This window comes from Nostoc sp. 2RC, assembly GCF_014222165.1.
Taxonomy (GTDB): Bacteria; Cyanobacteriota; Cyanobacteriia; order Cyanobacteriales; family Nostocaceae; genus Nostoc; species Nostoc linckia.
This window is the reverse complement of the sequence record NZ_JACKZU010000186.1, coordinates 1-15,752: the sequence shown is the minus strand read 5'-3', so window position 1 is coordinate 15,752 and position 15,752 is coordinate 1. Positions and strand designations below refer to the sequence as shown.

Genomic DNA, 15,752 nt, shown 5'->3' with positions numbered 1-15,752 from the left:
CCCCATCTCCCCATCTCCCCATACCCTACTTACTCTTGACTTTCGTCCGCTTCTCCTCTTGGCTACTCTGAACAATTGGGACGGTGAAGTGAAACTCACTGCCTTGGTCTTTGCCGGCGGACTTAGCCCAAATTTCTCCACCCCAGCCATTGACAATTTGCCGACAAATTGCTAAGCCCAGTCCAGTACCACTGGTGGTGCGTCGGAGCGCTCCTTCTTCTTGATAGAAACGGTCAAAAACGATTTCTAAGCGATTCGGTTCAATGCCCCGTCCTGTGTCAGCTACGGTGACTTCCACCATTTGATGGCTGTTGCGAATGGCGTTAATGGTGATTTCTCCTTGGGACGGGGTAAATTTACAAGCGTTGTCGATGAGTTTTGCTAGTACTTCTACTAGCCAATCGCCATCAGCTCTCACTAAGGGTAGGTTTTCGGGGATGAGAGTTTGGATTTGGGGGAGCTTTTCGGTTGAGGAACGGGTGCGGAGGCGGCTGAGTGCTAAATCTATACACTCTTGTAAAGTCAGGGATTCTGGATGCCATTCAACGCGACCGCTTTCTAGGTTGGAAAGTGTGAGGAAATCTTGCACGAGTTTCCGCATTCGTTCTGAGTCTGCAAGAGCTGTGTTGAGCATCACCTGTTGCAATTCCAAGGGCATATCTGGCTCGCTGGCTAGACTTTCTAAGCACACTTGAATGGTGGATAAGGGGGTACGCAGTTCGTGTCCGGTGATGGCTATCAGGTTGCTACGGGTACGGTCTAGGGCTTCTAGCTGCTGGTTGAGTTCTTCTAGGTTGGCGTAAGCTTCGGCTTGGATGAGAGCTGCGCCTACTTGGGTGGCGATGGCTTTGACTAAATCCAATTCCCCTGGTTGGCACTCGTGGGGGGGCATCTGGCAGTAGTGTAACTCAACGATGCCCAATAATCGTCCTTGATAAAATACTGGTTCCATGAGCCAAGAACGGATGGCAAATTTTTTGGCAATCAAGGAAAGCCCAGGCGAATTGATAACACGAGAATCGGTGAGTGTATCGCTAATACAAACTCCTTCGCCTTGTTGGGTAATGTCCCGAAATAGAGAATTTTTCTCTAATTCCCAGGTTTGTCCGCGGATAGATACAACACCAGCAGTCAAAAATTCATGTTCAATAATCGCTTGCTTATCTGTGGCTTGGGCGCGGTAAATTAAACAACGACAGGCCTTGAGGTGTTGTCCTAATTCTTGGGCTGCTATCTGGAGAACTTCGTGAGGATCGAGCGATCGCCGAATGGCAGTACTAATGGTATTGACTAATCGTTCTTTTCGTGCCTGAGCAGTAATTGAGCGGTAGGCTTTGTGTAATTTGTACTGACTAGCTTGCAAGTAAGTCACCAAGCGTTGCACAAACGGATCTGTGTCAATGTCACAAGCATATTCACTGATTTGTTCTGCTCCAAAATAGGTTCTCGTTTGCCCAATACCAAACCTCTGACGCGCCCGCTCAATTTTGCTTGCTAGTTCTGGTCTGTAGAACAAAATCCTCTCTAACAATAACTCGGCGGCTTTGAGGCTAACTCCCCTTTCTGATGTCCAAATTCCTTCAAATCTTCGTGCTGTATCCATATCCAGGCTGGGGCTTTGCTCTGGCGCTTGCTTGTTTTTAGCAATAGAACCAAGGTTTTCTCGGCAAACCAAACAAGTCGCGTAGCTGTCAGCAATCACCACTAAATGCCACTCTTGACTTAAGCCATCATCTGGCTCAAAAGCTACCTTTTCGTAGTGTTCCGAACTGTTAGCAAAATCAGTTTCCGGAGCTGACAACACGTATATTTGATTACTTCGCAAAGCAAGCCGCTGGTAACGATGAGCTTCTTGGCGGTAGAATCGCTCTCGCTGGAAACTAGCTATTATCAGGGGTTGAGCTAAAGTCGCAGCCAAAACTTGATCTTCCATCGCGTGGGAGAGCGCCGTTAATGAAGCCTTAAAATATAGCTGGGGCCGCAAGTAGGGTAGGGACTTTAGGAGATCGCTCAGCACAGAAGTCGAAATGCTCATGAATTATCGTTAAACGCCCAATCTCAACAAGATCCACGTCACAGCTGCATTGTACAAATTCCAAAGGACTCTCAAGTTAAATAGACAGTTTCAATATGTAAAGAACGCTAAAAAGCACTTTTACCTTCAGCAAATGCAACACTTTGTTACCAATTAGCAAGAGTAAATGCAGCTAGCTTCATTTACAAAATTTAAAAGTCTAGAGTAGGAAATAGAGCAACAGCGGCAATGCATTTGTCTTTCACACCTTGGTGTGCCGTAGTCATTTGCCAGGATCGCTTTGTTCTTAACTCAAATATTTTTATCCATTGGCTGACATTGTCATGTTTTAAATGATAGACCACTAAGCTCAATATACATTCTTGTTTGCCTTTATCATCATCGAACAAAGCAAAAGTAAAAAATTAAAAGGTGACTGACTGTGCTAAATTACAGTCTTCAAGGGATGACGGCTTGTAGAAATTTTAAAAATATATAGCAATGGACATATTGATTAGGACATCATATTTTGATCTCAAGGTAACAGGGTTGGGGGAAATGTCCTAACAATTAGTGGCCACTGCTATAAATCCTGGAAAATTGTCGGCTGCTCCACAAAAACAGCTAGCTTAGCCCACTTTTATGTAATTACTTAGGTCTTGCTAAAATTCGGCATCCACAAAGGTTTACAAGCCTTTTGTCTGCTATAAATCCCAAAGCCATGTATCAACTATGCTTGAATTGTGAATTTTGAGTTCTCAATTCGGCCGTATATTGCAATTTTCTTGCATGGTATCCTCTCTGAGGATGTATTTCACGCAATGCAGAACAGCTATAAATAATACCATCGCCAAAATAAAATATAGACCTGTAAACGGAAGTTTGCCTAATGACATCAGATGCGCTCATGACCCCGGAAAAAATTTCAGTTGATGGAAAAACTTTTATTGCTGCTGAACAATTACCGATTCCAGAGTGGCCTTGTGTTGTCAGTGAAAGACCACAGCCAACGCTGACGGTTAAAGATGACGATTTATTTTTGGTTACAGATACTATGGGGAACATTTCTGGCTGTTCCCTCAATGATGGCAATCCCAGCATGGGGCTGTTTTGCTGTGATACCCGATTTCTCAATCGTTTGGAGTTGCAAATTGAAGGGCGATCGCCTGTACTCTTAAGTAGTACTGCCCAAAAAGGCTTTTCACTCTCAGTATTGTGTACCAACCCCAGAATCGACGAACGCTTGAGAGCCGAAACTGTGGGAATTCGCCGAGAAATGGTGCTAAATGGCGCACTATTTGAAGAAATCGAGGTATCTAACTACAGCACAACCACCGTCGGTTTTGAACTCAGCATCAGTTTTGACGCGGATTTTGTTGATTTATTTGAAGTCCGGGGTTACGAGAGAGAAAAACGCGGTAGGCTTTTACGCCTAGTGGAACCAACGGCACAAGAGGGAATATTTTCTCTGGTGCATGGTGTTTCACCTGTAACCAAAGAGCCATCAGCCTCTAGGGAAGAATCTTTAACACTGGCCTATCAAGCTTTGGATGGCTCGGTGATGGAATCGCGTCTTTTGTTCCAGCATCGACAACCAGACTATTTCAAGGGTTACACTGCGGTTTGGCGGCTAGAATTGGCTTCTCACGAAACTCAAAAACTTGGTTATCGGGCAAACATGGTGACCAACAACAAGTCCACTTCAACTGTCAGCGCCCCCGCCACCTTAGGACAGGCGAAATCTGCTGAGTGGATGGAAGAACAACATTGGCTACAACAAATTACACGCATTAGCTCAGACAAAAGTATCTTCAATCGAGTGATTGAGCGAGCCGAGCAAGATATGTATTTGTTACGCCAGTCTTTTGGCAAGCATAAAACTGTTTCCGCCGGAGTACCGTGGTTTTCTACATTGTTTGGCCGGGATTCCTTGGTGACAGCTTCCCAAACCCTGATGTTAAACTCGCAAATCGCTAAAGAAACCCTAATACTACTTGCAGCATACCAAGGTAAAACAGAAGACGAATGGCGGGAAGAAGAACCGGGTAAGATTTTACATGAGTTACGTTTGGGTGAAATGGCTCGCTGTCAAGAAATTCCCCATACACCATACTACGGTACAGTTGATGCCACTCCTCTGTGGTTGATGCTGTATGCAGAATATTATGCTTGGACTAACGATCGCGAACTCCTAGAACAGCTTTGGCCGAACGCTTTAGCAGCAATGGAATGGATCGATCGCAATACTAAAGAAACCAGCTACCTCAGCTATTACTGTAAATCTAAACGCGGTCTTGCAAACCAAGGTTGGAAAGATTCCGGTGATTGTATTGTTGACCATAAAGGAGAACTAGCCAACGGCCCCATCGCCTTGTGTGAAGTGCAAGCTTACGTCTATGCAGCAAAAATGCGCCTAGCAGAAATAGCCAGGATGAAAAAGCGCCTTGATTTAGCAGACCGTTGGCAAGAAGAAGCGAAAAATCTCAAGGTGCGTTTTAATCGAGATTTTTGGATGCAAGACCAGGATTTCTGTGCTTTAGCTTTGGATGGAAATGGTAAGCCAGTAGATAGTATTACCTCAAATCCCGGTCATTGTCTGCATTTGGGCATCTTCACACACGAAAAAGCCTACAATGTGGCAGAACGCTTGCGGGCACCAGATATGTTTAATGGTTGGGGCATACGTACTTTAAGTAGTTTGTCACCCGCTTATAATCCAATGGGTTATCACATTGGTTCGGTGTGGCCGCATGATAACGCGTTGATTGCAATGGGATTGCGATCGCTCGGTCTTATCGATCAAGCTTTGGAAATTTTCCAAGGTTTATTTGACATGACTAGCCAGCAGTCCTATCAACGTCCTCCAGAACTTTTCTGCGGCTACGAACGTAACGGCGATAATGCACCTGTGCAGTATCCAGTGGCCTGTACTCCCCAAGCTTGGGCTACCGGTAGTATCTTCCAATTACTGCAAATGATGGTCAATTTAGTACCTGATGCCCAAAATAACTGTTTGCGAATCATCGACCCGGCTTTACCAGAATCCATTAATCGCCTGTCCTTTCATAATTTACAAGTTGGTACTACAGTCCTTGATTTAGAATTCGAGCGTTCTGGTGGTACTACTGCTTGTCGCGTTGCTAAAAAACGCGGTAATTTGCGGGTAGTTATTGAAGCATAGCAAGGGGGTAGGGAGTAGAAAATTCACCACTCCCTACTCACTACTCAATATTCCCAATTTTATGCTGAGTGCGACCATAGAGCAGCGCAGCATAAAGGTGAAGTGAGTATTAGCAGAAAGCTTAGTGACTCCATCAACGGCTCTCACCGCTCCAACGAAGTATGGCTATGGAGTAGTGATAGCTTGTTTTACTTTATTAATTTATATTAAGTGATGTTAGCCTTATTACTATTCTGTGAATCATAGACCTAGAGCGTTTTTGAAAGTTACTAATGGGTAGGTGATGTAATCTGTTAGGTTTTATTATCTAATTTCAGATAATGTTCTTGGATAAAGTTTAGCTTAGCAAAGCTGCTTCACTGAATGCCCTAAAGTATTTCTCGAAACGCAACTTGATTTTTCTTTTCATTGGAGTAAGACAGCCATGTCAACCACAACAACAGAACATACAGTATCTGGTTCTCAAGTTGAGAAAGCTTTTACCTTGCGCTTCCTGAAACCAGCTCCATCGTCTGACGATCAGGAAGTTTGGATATGGGATCCTGAAAAACCAATGATTCTTAACATTAAAACCGCGACTTTCAGCGGTAAAAACCAAGCAGACGACTACACAAACGAATAAGTTTATTTATCAGACTACTAACACTTTTACTTCAACCACAAAGTATTAATAGTCTGATAAAATTTGCTATTTAACTTAAGTACTTGAAGTTGAGACGATAACAATGTTACTTCTTATTGGAGATCGCAATGATCCCCACTTACAAGAATTGTGTATTGAGCTAAGACGGACTCAACTATGTGAGATATTGTCTACCTCATATGACCACTTACTTAATACACAATTCTCTTTTTACTCTCAAGTAGATGGCACGTATTCATGTTTTATTAGCCAATTGGATATAGAAATAAATTTGGCTGATGTCAATTTGGCTTTCTGTTTATCTCCACTTTTTAGGCTGGAAGGAAAAGCACAAACACAAGAAGCAAGATTTTGGTATTTTTCTTGGAAGGAAGCCCTGTACGGAGCTTACTCACTTTTGGCTTTGAGCAATAGATTTATCAATAAGTCGGTTGAAAACTGTTTAGCCTGCCAAAGTAAAATCTTAACTTTTCCCAACGCTCACAAAGTTGGGCTAAAAATTCCAAACTCTCTGATCAGTAATTCTAAGCTTTCAATTGACTCATTTTTCAACAACAATTCTCAAGTTGTCCTTAAAACACTACATCAAATGTCACTAAATTTTGAGAATGAACCCACAATGCTTTTAACTCAGAAAGTTTGTGAACAGGATTTCTCAAATTACTCTCAGCAGAACGAAAGTCCTTTATTTTTACAGGATTACATTGATAAGCTTTACGATATTAGGCTAGTTGTTATAGGTTTAGAAGTTATGGCTTGTAAAATTGATGCAAGCAGATCGCCAATAGGAAGGATTGATTATCGAGCGTATGATTTGCCAAATACTCCTCATTATCATGTAGAAGTTCCTTTGGAACTCAAGCATAAAATTGTTGCTCTATGCCAAGCCATACATCTTGAATACGCTTGTATCGATATATGTATTGATTCATCACAACAATATTGGTTATTAGATATTAATCCCTTTGGTAAATATTTGTGGATGGAATATGCTACGGGTATGCCTATAACCCGTACATTGTCACAATTTCTTGTTTGTAGGCAAGTTTTATCTCAGTTTTAACGCTGAATGTAAACAACGCATAGAAGATTCTATGGCAATTTGCAATACTCAAATACACACCAAACCTAGCGTATCATACCAATTCACCAAAATATTGATACATATACAGGACTTTCGCAAAATTATGAAAAAACGAACCACAAAGGACGCAAAGGACACGAAGGAATAAGAGTTTCAGAGAGTTCTTGCGTAAGTCCTAATATACAATAACCTGTAGTAAGGGCGAACGGCTGTTCGCCCTTACCCTTGTATTTGTATCATTTATAAAGTCAAATGATATCAGAAGTATGGAGGAGCGATCGCCAATTAAAAAACCTTAGTGAGCGCTTTCCATATTTGCACCCCACCAAGGTTTATCGTAATCTTTAATTTTTAGTTTTTAATTCCGGCAATTTGCGATTTGAGATTTTTCCTCACAATCCAAAATCCCATATCCAAATTTGAATCGCTCCTAACTTTCTTTTATGCTTCCTCGGAATTTTCTCTTTTTTGCCCTGGAGATGCTTCATAAAGTGCGTCGAGATGTTGGCGAGCATCTTCAACATTAATCGAACGCATCACCAATAATGGTTCTTTAATTAAATTGCCCGCGTTATCTAATAACTCTGGATGTGGTACAAACTGTTTTCTCGATGCATAATAACCAAAACTACCTCGTTCACCCATTGGCGAAGAATTAGCTGGATAAGTTCGCTCCCGATCGAAACTGAACATAATCAGGTTACGAATTAAATTGCCAACGGCTATAAATGCCAGGATTGTAAAAGCAAAGATGTAAAGCAGGTGTAACATTGAATTTTCCTCCAGGGCAGCAATTTTTTAAAAGTTTATTTTGTAACGTTTTGGTTCGCCGACGCTGCGGCTTAGATTTAAGCTCACAGTGAGGGGAAACATTTCACGCACTTACTTTTAGTGCGCTTGTATTGATATGGAGCGATCTGTCAACCGTTATTCCACTTACGGTAACATAGGATACATTCTTTTGTTAATCCAAACAAACTTAAGATAATGTTAAGAATTTTGTAGTATTTGTTTAACGACTGAATCCGTCGTCTTCAAATTGTTAAGCTGTCTGTGGTGTCTAACTTTAGCTGATGCTGTTTAGACTCCAGGTGTTTGACGAAAACGCATTGCCACTTTCCAACATTCTGTTACTAATTGATGCCAAGGCATTAGTGTTGCCATATCTATTCCGACTTGTCCATCAGTAGCACTAAATAGCATTTTTGCAGTGTTTAGTTCTTCTTGCGCTTGTTTAACGCGACAGAGCAAGTCTGATTGCTCTTGGTTGCTCATAAATGAGAGTTGCTCGGTTTCTAGTAAATCGCGCGATCGCGTAAACCAATACTGAAAATCCTCCAGGAGGGGTTCTAAAACCGTTTTCAGCAACTCAGTCCCCGGTAAATTCGAGTCTGGCATAAATTTGAAGAATATTTCCAACTTGCTTACTAATATTAACGTTATTTACGATTCTTAACAATTATCTTATCTCTCTCACACAAAATAAATTGAAAAAACCTGGAAAAATGTAACAAAAATCACATTTTTAATTATATGTTTTTGCTAAGGGTTTGTACAGAACCTTGGGAAAGGTGTCTATAGGTATAGATGGGGCAGAAGGGCAGGGGAGATGGGGAGATGGGGAGGATGAGGGAGAATAATAACTCCGAGCGTCAACAGTCATCAGTCATCAGTCACCACTCCCTGTTTGACCAATACCGCTATAGTTGAATAAGTTTATAGATTGAGAATAGATCGCTTTTCGTAATCACTTCGCCAATGGTTCAGCAGCCAATGTCGCTAAAATTATCATCAAATCCTTCAGAAGATTCAGAAAAACCTGAAAAAATTTATTTACCCCGTACCAGCGAATCGGAGAATTTAAAAAAGATTCGCCACACTGCTTCCCATGTAATGGCAATGGCGGTACAAAAGCTGTTTCCCAAGGCGCAAGTGACAATTGGCCCTTGGATTGAAAACGGATTTTATTACGACTTCGACAATCCAGAACCCTTTAGCGAAAACGATCTTAAGGCCATCAAAAAAGAGATGGTGAAGATTATCAATCGCAAATTGCCAGTGATTCGTGAAGAAGTCAGCCGTGAAGAAGCCCAACGCCGGATTGAGGAAATTAAGGAGCCTTATAAGCTAGAAATCCTAGCAGACATCAAAGAAGAACCAATTACAATTTACCATCTAGGAAATGAATGGTGGGATTTGTGTGCGGGGCCTCATGTGGAAAATACCAGTGAGTTGAACCCTAAAGCCATTGAATTAGAAAGTGTTGCTGGGGCTTATTGGCGTGGAGATGAAACCAAAGCCCAACTACAACGCATTTATGCCACCGCTTGGGAAACTCCAGAACAACTTGCTGAATATAAGCGACGCAAAGAAGAAGCGTTGCGGCGAGATCATAAGAAACTTGGTAAGGAACTGGGATTATTTATATTTTCTGACTTAGTAGGGCCTGGTTTACCCTTGTGGACGCCTAAAGGCACTTTGTTGCGGAATCTTTTAGAAGACTTCCTCAAACAAGAACAACTAAAGCGCGGTTATTTACCTGTGGTAACCCCCCACATTGCCAAAGTAGATTTATTTAAAACCTCTGGACATTGGCAAAAATATCAAGAAGATATGTTCCCGTTGATGGCCGAGGATGAAGAAGCGGCCGCACAAGAACAAGGCTTCGTGATGAAGCCCATGAATTGCCCTTTCCATATCCAAATATATAAGAGTGAGTTACGTTCCTATCGAGAACTACCGATGCGGTTGGCAGAATTTGGTACTGTTTATCGCTACGAACAATCGGGAGAATTGGGTGGTTTAACGCGGGTGCGGGGTTTTACTGTGGATGATTCTCACCTGTTCGTCACTCCAGAACAACTCGATGGTGAATTCCTCGATGTGGTGGATTTGATTTTATCGGTCTTCAATAAACTGCAACTGAAGAACTTTAAAGCAAGACTGAGTTTCCGCGACCCAGCTAGTGATAAGTATATTGGTAGCGATGAAGTTTGGGACAAAGCCGAAGCTGCGATTCGTCGTGCAGTTGAAACCTTGGGTATGAAACATTTTGAGGGAATTGGAGAAGCGGCCTTTTACGGGCCGAAGCTCGATTTTATCTTCAGTGATGCCTTAGAACGGGAATGGCAATTGGGAACTGTGCAGGTAGATTACAACTTGCCAGAACGTTTTGAATTAGAGTATGTTGCTGAAGATGGTTCCCGCAAACGTCCGGTGATGATTCACCGTGCGCCTTTTGGTTCCTTGGAAAGGTTGATTGGGATTTTGATTGAAGAGTATGCAGGGGATTTTCCCTTGTGGTTGGCACCAGTGCAAGCGAGATTGTTGCCTGTGGGTGAAGCACAATTAGATTTTAGTAAAGATGTGGTAGCAAAGATGCGGGCATTGGGCATCCGTGCAGAGGTCGATATTAGTGGCGATCGCTTGGGTAAATTAATTCGCAACGCAGAGAAAGATAAAATACCAGTGATGGCAGTTGTGGGAGCCAAGGAAATTGAAACCAACACCTTGAGTATCCGCACCCGTGCCTCTGGGGAATTAGGCGCTGTATCTGTGGATGAGGTATTGGATAAAATGAAAGTGGCGATCGCTAACTTCCAGAACTTTTAGTAAAACTAGGGTGGGTAATGCCCATCCTCAATAAAACTCTTGTGGTCAAAGGGATGCATGTTAATGGTTCGACAAGCTCACCAACCGGGGAAAGGGAAAATACCAAACATGCACCCCCTTTCCCCTTCCCCTTTTCCCCACTTCTCAAGTCTAATCTGCATCTAAATTTTGCAACCCGATGGCAATCTTACTGTGTTTCTCAATTTGTCCCATCACTTGTTTTGCTCGTTGAATCACCACCGCCGGTAAACCCGCTAATCTTCCCGCTTCAATTCCATAAGATTTATCAGCGCCTCCTGGTTGGACTTGGTGCAAAAAAATAATTTGGTCTGGTAATTCTTTGACTGTCACTTGATAATTAGCCACATTCGGTAAAATGCTGGCTAGTTCATTTAACTCATGGTAATGAGTGGCAAAAATTGTCCGCGCCCGAATTTCCACTGCAATATATTCTGCCACGGCCCAAGCAATGGAAAGACCATCAAATGTTGCCGTTCCCCGGCCAATTTCATCTAATAATACCAGCGATCGAGATGTGGCATGATTAAGAATATTTGCCGTTTCATTCATTTCCACCATAAATGTAGATTGACCAGTTGCTAAATCATCTACTGCACCGACACGGGTGAAAATGCGATCGCAGATTCCCAACTTAGCAAATTTAGCTGGTACAAAACTACCAATTTGCGCCATTAGTTGAATCAATCCCACCTGACGCAAATAACAACTTTTGCCGCTGGCGTTTGGCCCGGTGAGGATAATTAAATCGGGTGTGGGTGAAGAGGACGCGGGGACATTTTCACTCTCCGTGTCCCCCGAAGTTCCGATAGCCGGAAGCCGACACTCTGATTTCTCTCCACGTCTCCCACTCTGTGCGTCATCCTCTCTTCCCAATTGCGTTGAATTCGGCACAAAGAAACCCGCAGGTAAAGACTGTTCCACCACCGGATGACGACCATCAACAACGTTGATTTCTCTTCCTGACACCATCTCTGGACGGCAATAACCTTGCTGTACCGCTAATTCAGCTAAACCACACAACACATCTGCGGCGGCTACTGCACGGGAAAGATTGCGAATGACTTCGGCCTGTTCTGCTGCTTCTTCCCGCAACGCTGTAAAAATCTCATATTCCAACTGATTTAAATCTTCCCGTGCTGTGAGAATTCGCGCTTCCCGTTCCTTCAAATCCGGGGTGATGTAGCGTTCCTCATTGGTTAGGGTTTGCTTGCGGATGTAATTAGCGGGTACTTGGTCGGCTTTGGCGCGGGAAATACTGATATAGTAACCAAAGGTTTTGTTAAATCCTACTTTTAATGTGGGAATTCCCGTCCTGGCTCTTTCATCAACTTCCAAATTAGCAATCCATTGCTGGTCTGCTTGTACAGTGGCTTTCCTGTCATCTAACAGGGAATTCACGCCATGACGAATCAAGCCGCCTTCTTTGATATGTATTGGTGGTGATTCTACAAGGTGGGCGTGTAATTTTTGGGCTAATTCTTCTAAAATTGAGGGTACTTTTTGTAAAGCTTTTAAAAATGGAGAACGGGCATCCGCAACTAAGTGGGATAATTCCGGTAAGCGTGAGAGAGAATCTGCCAAAGCCGCTAAATCTCTAGCGTTAGCAGTACCAGAACCCGCCCTTCCCGTTAGCCGTTCCAAGTCATAAATTTGCCGCAACAGCTGGCGCAAATCCTGGCGTAGGGGTGTATTTTCCATCAATTCTTCGATGGTATCTTGTCGCGCCTGAATGCCTTTGATGTCGATTAATGGTTGCAATAACCACCGCCGCAAAGCACGCCCACCCATCGACGTATTCGTTCGATCTAATGCCCAGAGTAAAGAACCGTGATATGTACCATCGCGGACTGTTTGAGTAATTTCCAGGTTGCGCCGTGTTTGATTATCGACAATTAAATAATCAGTAACAGTGTAAGTACGAAGTCTTTGCAGGGAAACTGGGTTTTCTTTTTGAGTATCTTCTAGGTATTCTAAAAGACCACCAGCCGCACGAACGGCTAGCGGCAAACGATCGCAACCGAGTCCTTCGAGCGATCGCAGTTTAAATTTCTGCAATAATCTAGGTCTAGCTTCGCCTTGTGAAAAGGGAAGTTGCGATCGCAAACTATAACAAAATGCTGGCGGCAAACACTCCGGGAGATATGGCGAAGTTTCCCCCGGCCGCAGCAAGCTACCCAAATCCGGCGCATTTGTGGGCACTAGCACCTCAGAAGGTTGCAGGCGCATTAATTCTTGTGTTAGATGTTCTAAATCGCTGCTTTGGGTGGTGAGGTATTCTCCTGTGGAGATGTCTGCATAGGCTAAACCCCAATGATTTGCGGCAATTACCACTGCTGCTAAGTAATTATTGCGACTGGATTTGAGCATTCCTTCTTCTAGCAAAGTGCCAGGAGTGAGGATGCGTGTTACTTCCCGTCGTACCAATCTCCCGGTAGCTTCGGCTGCATCTTCTACTTGGTCGCAAATTACCACTGCATAGCCTTTTTCCACTAACATCGTTGCGTAGCGTTCCCAGGCGTGATGGGGAACGCCGGACATCGCTACCCGTCCTTGTTCCCCAGCCTGCTTGCTAGTGAGGGCTAATTCTAATTCTTGTGCTAGTTTGACAGCATCTTGGAAATAACATTCAAAGAAATCGCCTACTCGATACAGCAACATCGCGTGAGGATATTTATCCTTCGTCTCGACATAATGCAGGTACATTTGACTTAGCTTACTGCGATCCACCTGTCGATGATCGCAAATAAAAGTACTGGCATCGCCTTTGGTAGATGGAGTTTCAGAGTGAGAGGCAGTCATAGATGCTATCGAGTTACGCACGGAAATTCCACAATATCTGATGGTAACGCGATGTGAGGGAGAAAGGGCGATCGCTCAAGGTTTTTTTACTCTTGGCTCGGTTCGTTGGTTGATATACCCATTTTTGCTGTTAGTGTGGTGAAGAGGCGATCGCAATACGGCGAAGCTTGACATACTTTGTCCGCGTCCAGCAATTCTAAAAGCTTCGGAGCGTGTCTTGTTTTATGATATTTGCCCTTTTCTGTGTGGCGAGTAGCTGCGACAAGCCACACTTTGAGGGTATCTTTAGAAACTTTCTCTACATTTTGTAATTGCTTGATTCCACGCTGAATTTTATCTTCTTTAAATTTTTGACCATAAAACTCTTTTAAAGCATCAATATCAGCAATAAACCATGCTTCCATCGTTTGCACCATCAGGTGACACTGTTCATCTTGAAAATTGACTGCATCTAAAATCCAAGGATGATCTTCTGTTCTATTTCTCAGATGTTCCCAAGGTCTAACAGTGGAATCAACTGGAGATTCAGCATCAATTAATAAAACATTAAAAGCTTCTGGTTGAGACTCTAAAGCCGTTTTAAAATCTTCATAAGCATCACGCCTTGAGCCACACATAACGATAAATATCTTAATGTTTTCACCAGCAATATCATATAGTTCGTGAAAGAATTTTATAAAACCTGGGCGTAGTCCAGTTGTGGTTTCTTTTCCACTTCTGATCCCACTACGAAAACCTGGGCGTGGTCTGAGTAGCAGTTCGGTATCATCTTCATCTCCAGCACCCTCAATATAAATGTATATGTTCATTACCAACGATTTCCACCAATTTGCCCCATCCGCCAGAGATCGCCAAGGGTATACTTTTCTAACCATTTTTTCAATCTCTCAGATTCCTGACGATGGAGGTGGCTACCTTTTTTATCTCGTTCACAAACTACTACTGATTCTGGATATTCACTCAAAGCAGAAACTAAAGCATCAGAATGAGTTGTCACTATTAATTGTGTTCTCTGTGATGCGTCAATTAGCATTTCTGCAATTGTGGATAAAATATCTGGATGTAAACCAATCTCTGGTTCTTCAAGACAAATAAGTGGTGGTGGAGTTGGGTCAAGCAGTAAAGCCATTAAAAATAAATAACGAAGTGTACCATCAGATAATCGATTTGCCGGAATTGGTTCAATCAAACCCTCTTCACGAATAATTATCTGTACTGTACCACCAGATATTATTACACCCAGTTCTTCGGCTGCTTCATAAAATTTTTGAAGCTTTTCAATAATTTTTCTATGACCTATTTTATTTTTTAAGTTGTTTAAAAATAGACCCAGATTACTACCATCTTCTAGTAGAGGATGTTCAGGTAAGTCAGGCTTTTGAGCATTTCTTGGTACTGAATATCGTCCCATCTGCCAGTCACGATATAAAGCTATATTAGAAAATGTAGTGCTGAGATAAGAGAGTTCTGGATACAAATCTGGATCTGTTCGCTGAGATAAGACTGACTGATCTGGAATTAAATCTTCTCGCCGAAGAGTACGAGTACGTTGAATGTTGAAGTCATCGTCTAACTTATTAATATTTAAAACCGGACGACCACTTTGGTAACGATAGTAAAAATAAACATCATCCGATCCTGGATATGGTCGTTCATTCTCTATAGCTTCATCAACTAGCTCTAGTAGTCTTCTTTGACCAATCGCTGTCAAGCTAACTTGATAACGTAAATTTTGGGGTCTTTGGGGGTAATCTAAAGTAGCTTCTATTTTAGCTACTGGATTTTCCTGTCCACCCTTCCACAGAAACTCGCTAACCCCTCCACCTTGCCGAAATGGGGCGGGTAAGTCTGTTGGTGTTGCTTTTAAAATTCCAATTGCTTCAATTAAATTCGATTTCCCTGAAGTGTTAGCACCAATTAAAACATTAAGCGGTTCCAGCTCAATTTCTTCACCTTCACTTCCATAGGAAAGAAAATTCTGTAATCGCAAGGTATGGATAAATCTTTTACCTTCCATTGCATTTTCTATTTAGCTAATCATCTATATTTTATTAATGTCATATTTGCTAGTAACTCTGGAGAAAATTACCACAATATTTAATGATAACGTGATGTTAGAGGCAAAAGGCGATCGCTCAAGGTTTTTTTACTCTTTATAGGCAATAGGCAATAGTAGCTACTTAGTTTGGTAGTGGCGTGGCAAGCATTAAATGTTGCAATAAAATTTCTTGTGGGGCGGGCGAGACGGCATTGGTGTCAAGTTAACGTAAAACCCTTGTAATGACTTAGAGCTAAATTACTCAATTACTAACTAATCCACAGTCACCCCACCCCGGTTTTGTCTAAAGCCAAAACCTCCCCTCCCCGCAGGCGGGGAGGGGATTGAGGGGTGGGGTAA

At 42.6% G+C, this 15,752-nt stretch carries 10 protein-coding genes; 4 read left to right on the top strand and 6 right to left on the bottom strand.

The window, feature by feature from the left end:
• Positions 1–25: 25 nt before the first annotated feature.
• Positions 26–2,035 carry a DICT sensory domain-containing protein gene (locus GNE10_RS20185; protein ID WP_185566692.1) on the bottom strand — a complete coding sequence of 670 codons (2,010 nt, stop codon included), beginning with the start codon at positions 2,033–2,035 and terminating at the stop codon, positions 26–28.
• 868 nt (positions 2,036–2,903) lie between these two features.
• On the opposite strand from GNE10_RS20185, the gene GNE10_RS20180 reads away from it, so the two are divergent.
• The 3 genes from GNE10_RS20180 to GNE10_RS20170 all read left to right on the top strand — a co-directional run bounded on the left by GNE10_RS20180 (position 2,904) and on the right by GNE10_RS20170 (position 6,901).
• Positions 2,904–5,195 carry an amylo-alpha-1,6-glucosidase gene (locus GNE10_RS20180; RefSeq protein WP_185566691.1) on the top strand — a complete coding sequence of 764 codons (2,292 nt, stop codon included), beginning with the start codon at positions 2,904–2,906 and terminating at the stop codon, positions 5,193–5,195.
• 424 nt (positions 5,196–5,619) lie between these two features.
• Positions 5,620–5,817 (top strand): hypothetical protein, encoded by a 198-nt coding sequence (locus GNE10_RS20175; RefSeq protein WP_185566690.1) that lies wholly within the window; start codon positions 5,620–5,622, stop codon positions 5,815–5,817.
• A gap of 292 nt (positions 5,818–6,109) precedes the next feature.
• Positions 6,110–6,901: a RimK family alpha-L-glutamate ligase gene (locus GNE10_RS20170; protein WP_185566689.1), complete on the top strand. Its 792-nt coding sequence runs from the start codon at positions 6,110–6,112 to the stop codon at positions 6,899–6,901.
• A 462-nt stretch (positions 6,902–7,363) separates the two neighbouring features.
• Here the strand turns inward: GNE10_RS20170 and GNE10_RS20165 are convergent, their stop codons facing one another.
• Both GNE10_RS20165 and GNE10_RS20160 read right to left on the bottom strand, forming a co-directional pair.
• Complete coding sequence (locus GNE10_RS20165; protein WP_180267475.1) at positions 7,364–7,693, bottom strand: DUF2973 domain-containing protein; 330 nt, start codon at positions 7,691–7,693, stop codon at positions 7,364–7,366.
• 309 nt (positions 7,694–8,002) lie between these two features.
• Positions 8,003–8,320, bottom strand: coding sequence for a DUF2605 domain-containing protein (locus tag GNE10_RS20160; RefSeq protein ID WP_185566688.1), 318 nt, complete (start codon positions 8,318–8,320; stop codon positions 8,003–8,005).
• Positions 8,321–8,680: 360 nt separating this feature from the next.
• On the opposite strand from GNE10_RS20160, the gene thrS reads away from it, so the two are divergent.
• Positions 8,681–10,534, top strand: a complete 1,854-nt coding sequence (gene thrS, locus GNE10_RS20155; protein WP_185566687.1) for a threonine--tRNA ligase — start codon at positions 8,681–8,683, stop codon at positions 10,532–10,534.
• A gap of 150 nt (positions 10,535–10,684) precedes the next feature.
• On the opposite strand, the gene mutS is transcribed toward thrS, so the two are convergent.
• From mutS to GNE10_RS20140, 3 genes are all read right to left on the bottom strand, one after another.
• Positions 10,685–13,354: a DNA mismatch repair protein MutS gene (gene mutS / locus GNE10_RS20150; protein ID WP_185566686.1), complete on the bottom strand. Its 2,670-nt coding sequence runs from the start codon at positions 13,352–13,354 to the stop codon at positions 10,685–10,687.
• A gap of 86 nt (positions 13,355–13,440) precedes the next feature.
• Complete coding sequence (locus tag GNE10_RS20145; protein ID WP_185566685.1) at positions 13,441–14,163, bottom strand: DUF4276 family protein; 723 nt, start codon at positions 14,161–14,163, stop codon at positions 13,441–13,443.
• A complete protein-coding gene (locus GNE10_RS20140) occupies positions 14,163–15,371 on the bottom strand; it encodes an AAA family ATPase (protein WP_185566684.1) in 1,209 nt (402 codons plus the stop codon). The genes GNE10_RS20145 and GNE10_RS20140 overlap by 1 nt, the downstream gene beginning before the upstream one ends.
• Positions 15,372–15,752 lie beyond the last annotated feature (381 nt).

What these genes read in the sequence shown, in the direction of transcription:
- GNE10_RS20185 (WP_185566692.1), bottom strand. Translation starts at nt 2,035, where the DNA reads ATGAGCATTTCGACTTCTGTGCTGAGCGATCTCCTAAAGTCCCTACCC.
- GNE10_RS20175 (WP_185566690.1), top strand. Translation starts at nt 5,620, where the DNA reads ATGTCAACCACAACAACAGAACATACAGTATCTGGTTCTCAAGTTGAG.
- thrS (WP_185566687.1), top strand. Translation starts at nt 8,681, where the DNA reads ATGGTTCAGCAGCCAATGTCGCTAAAATTATCATCAAATCCTTCAGAA.
- GNE10_RS20180 (WP_185566691.1), top strand. Translation starts at nt 2,904, where the DNA reads ATGACATCAGATGCGCTCATGACCCCGGAAAAAATTTCAGTTGATGGA.
- mutS (WP_185566686.1), bottom strand. Translation starts at nt 13,354, where the DNA reads ATGACTGCCTCTCACTCTGAAACTCCATCTACCAAAGGCGATGCCAGT.
- GNE10_RS20145 (WP_185566685.1), bottom strand. Translation starts at nt 14,163, where the DNA reads ATGAACATATACATTTATATTGAGGGTGCTGGAGATGAAGATGATACC.
- GNE10_RS20160 (WP_185566688.1), bottom strand. Translation starts at nt 8,320, where the DNA reads ATGCCAGACTCGAATTTACCGGGGACTGAGTTGCTGAAAACGGTTTTA.
- GNE10_RS20165 (WP_180267475.1), bottom strand. Translation starts at nt 7,693, where the DNA reads ATGTTACACCTGCTTTACATCTTTGCTTTTACAATCCTGGCATTTATA.
- GNE10_RS20140 (WP_185566684.1), bottom strand. Translation starts at nt 15,371, where the DNA reads ATGGAAGGTAAAAGATTTATCCATACCTTGCGATTACAGAATTTTCTT.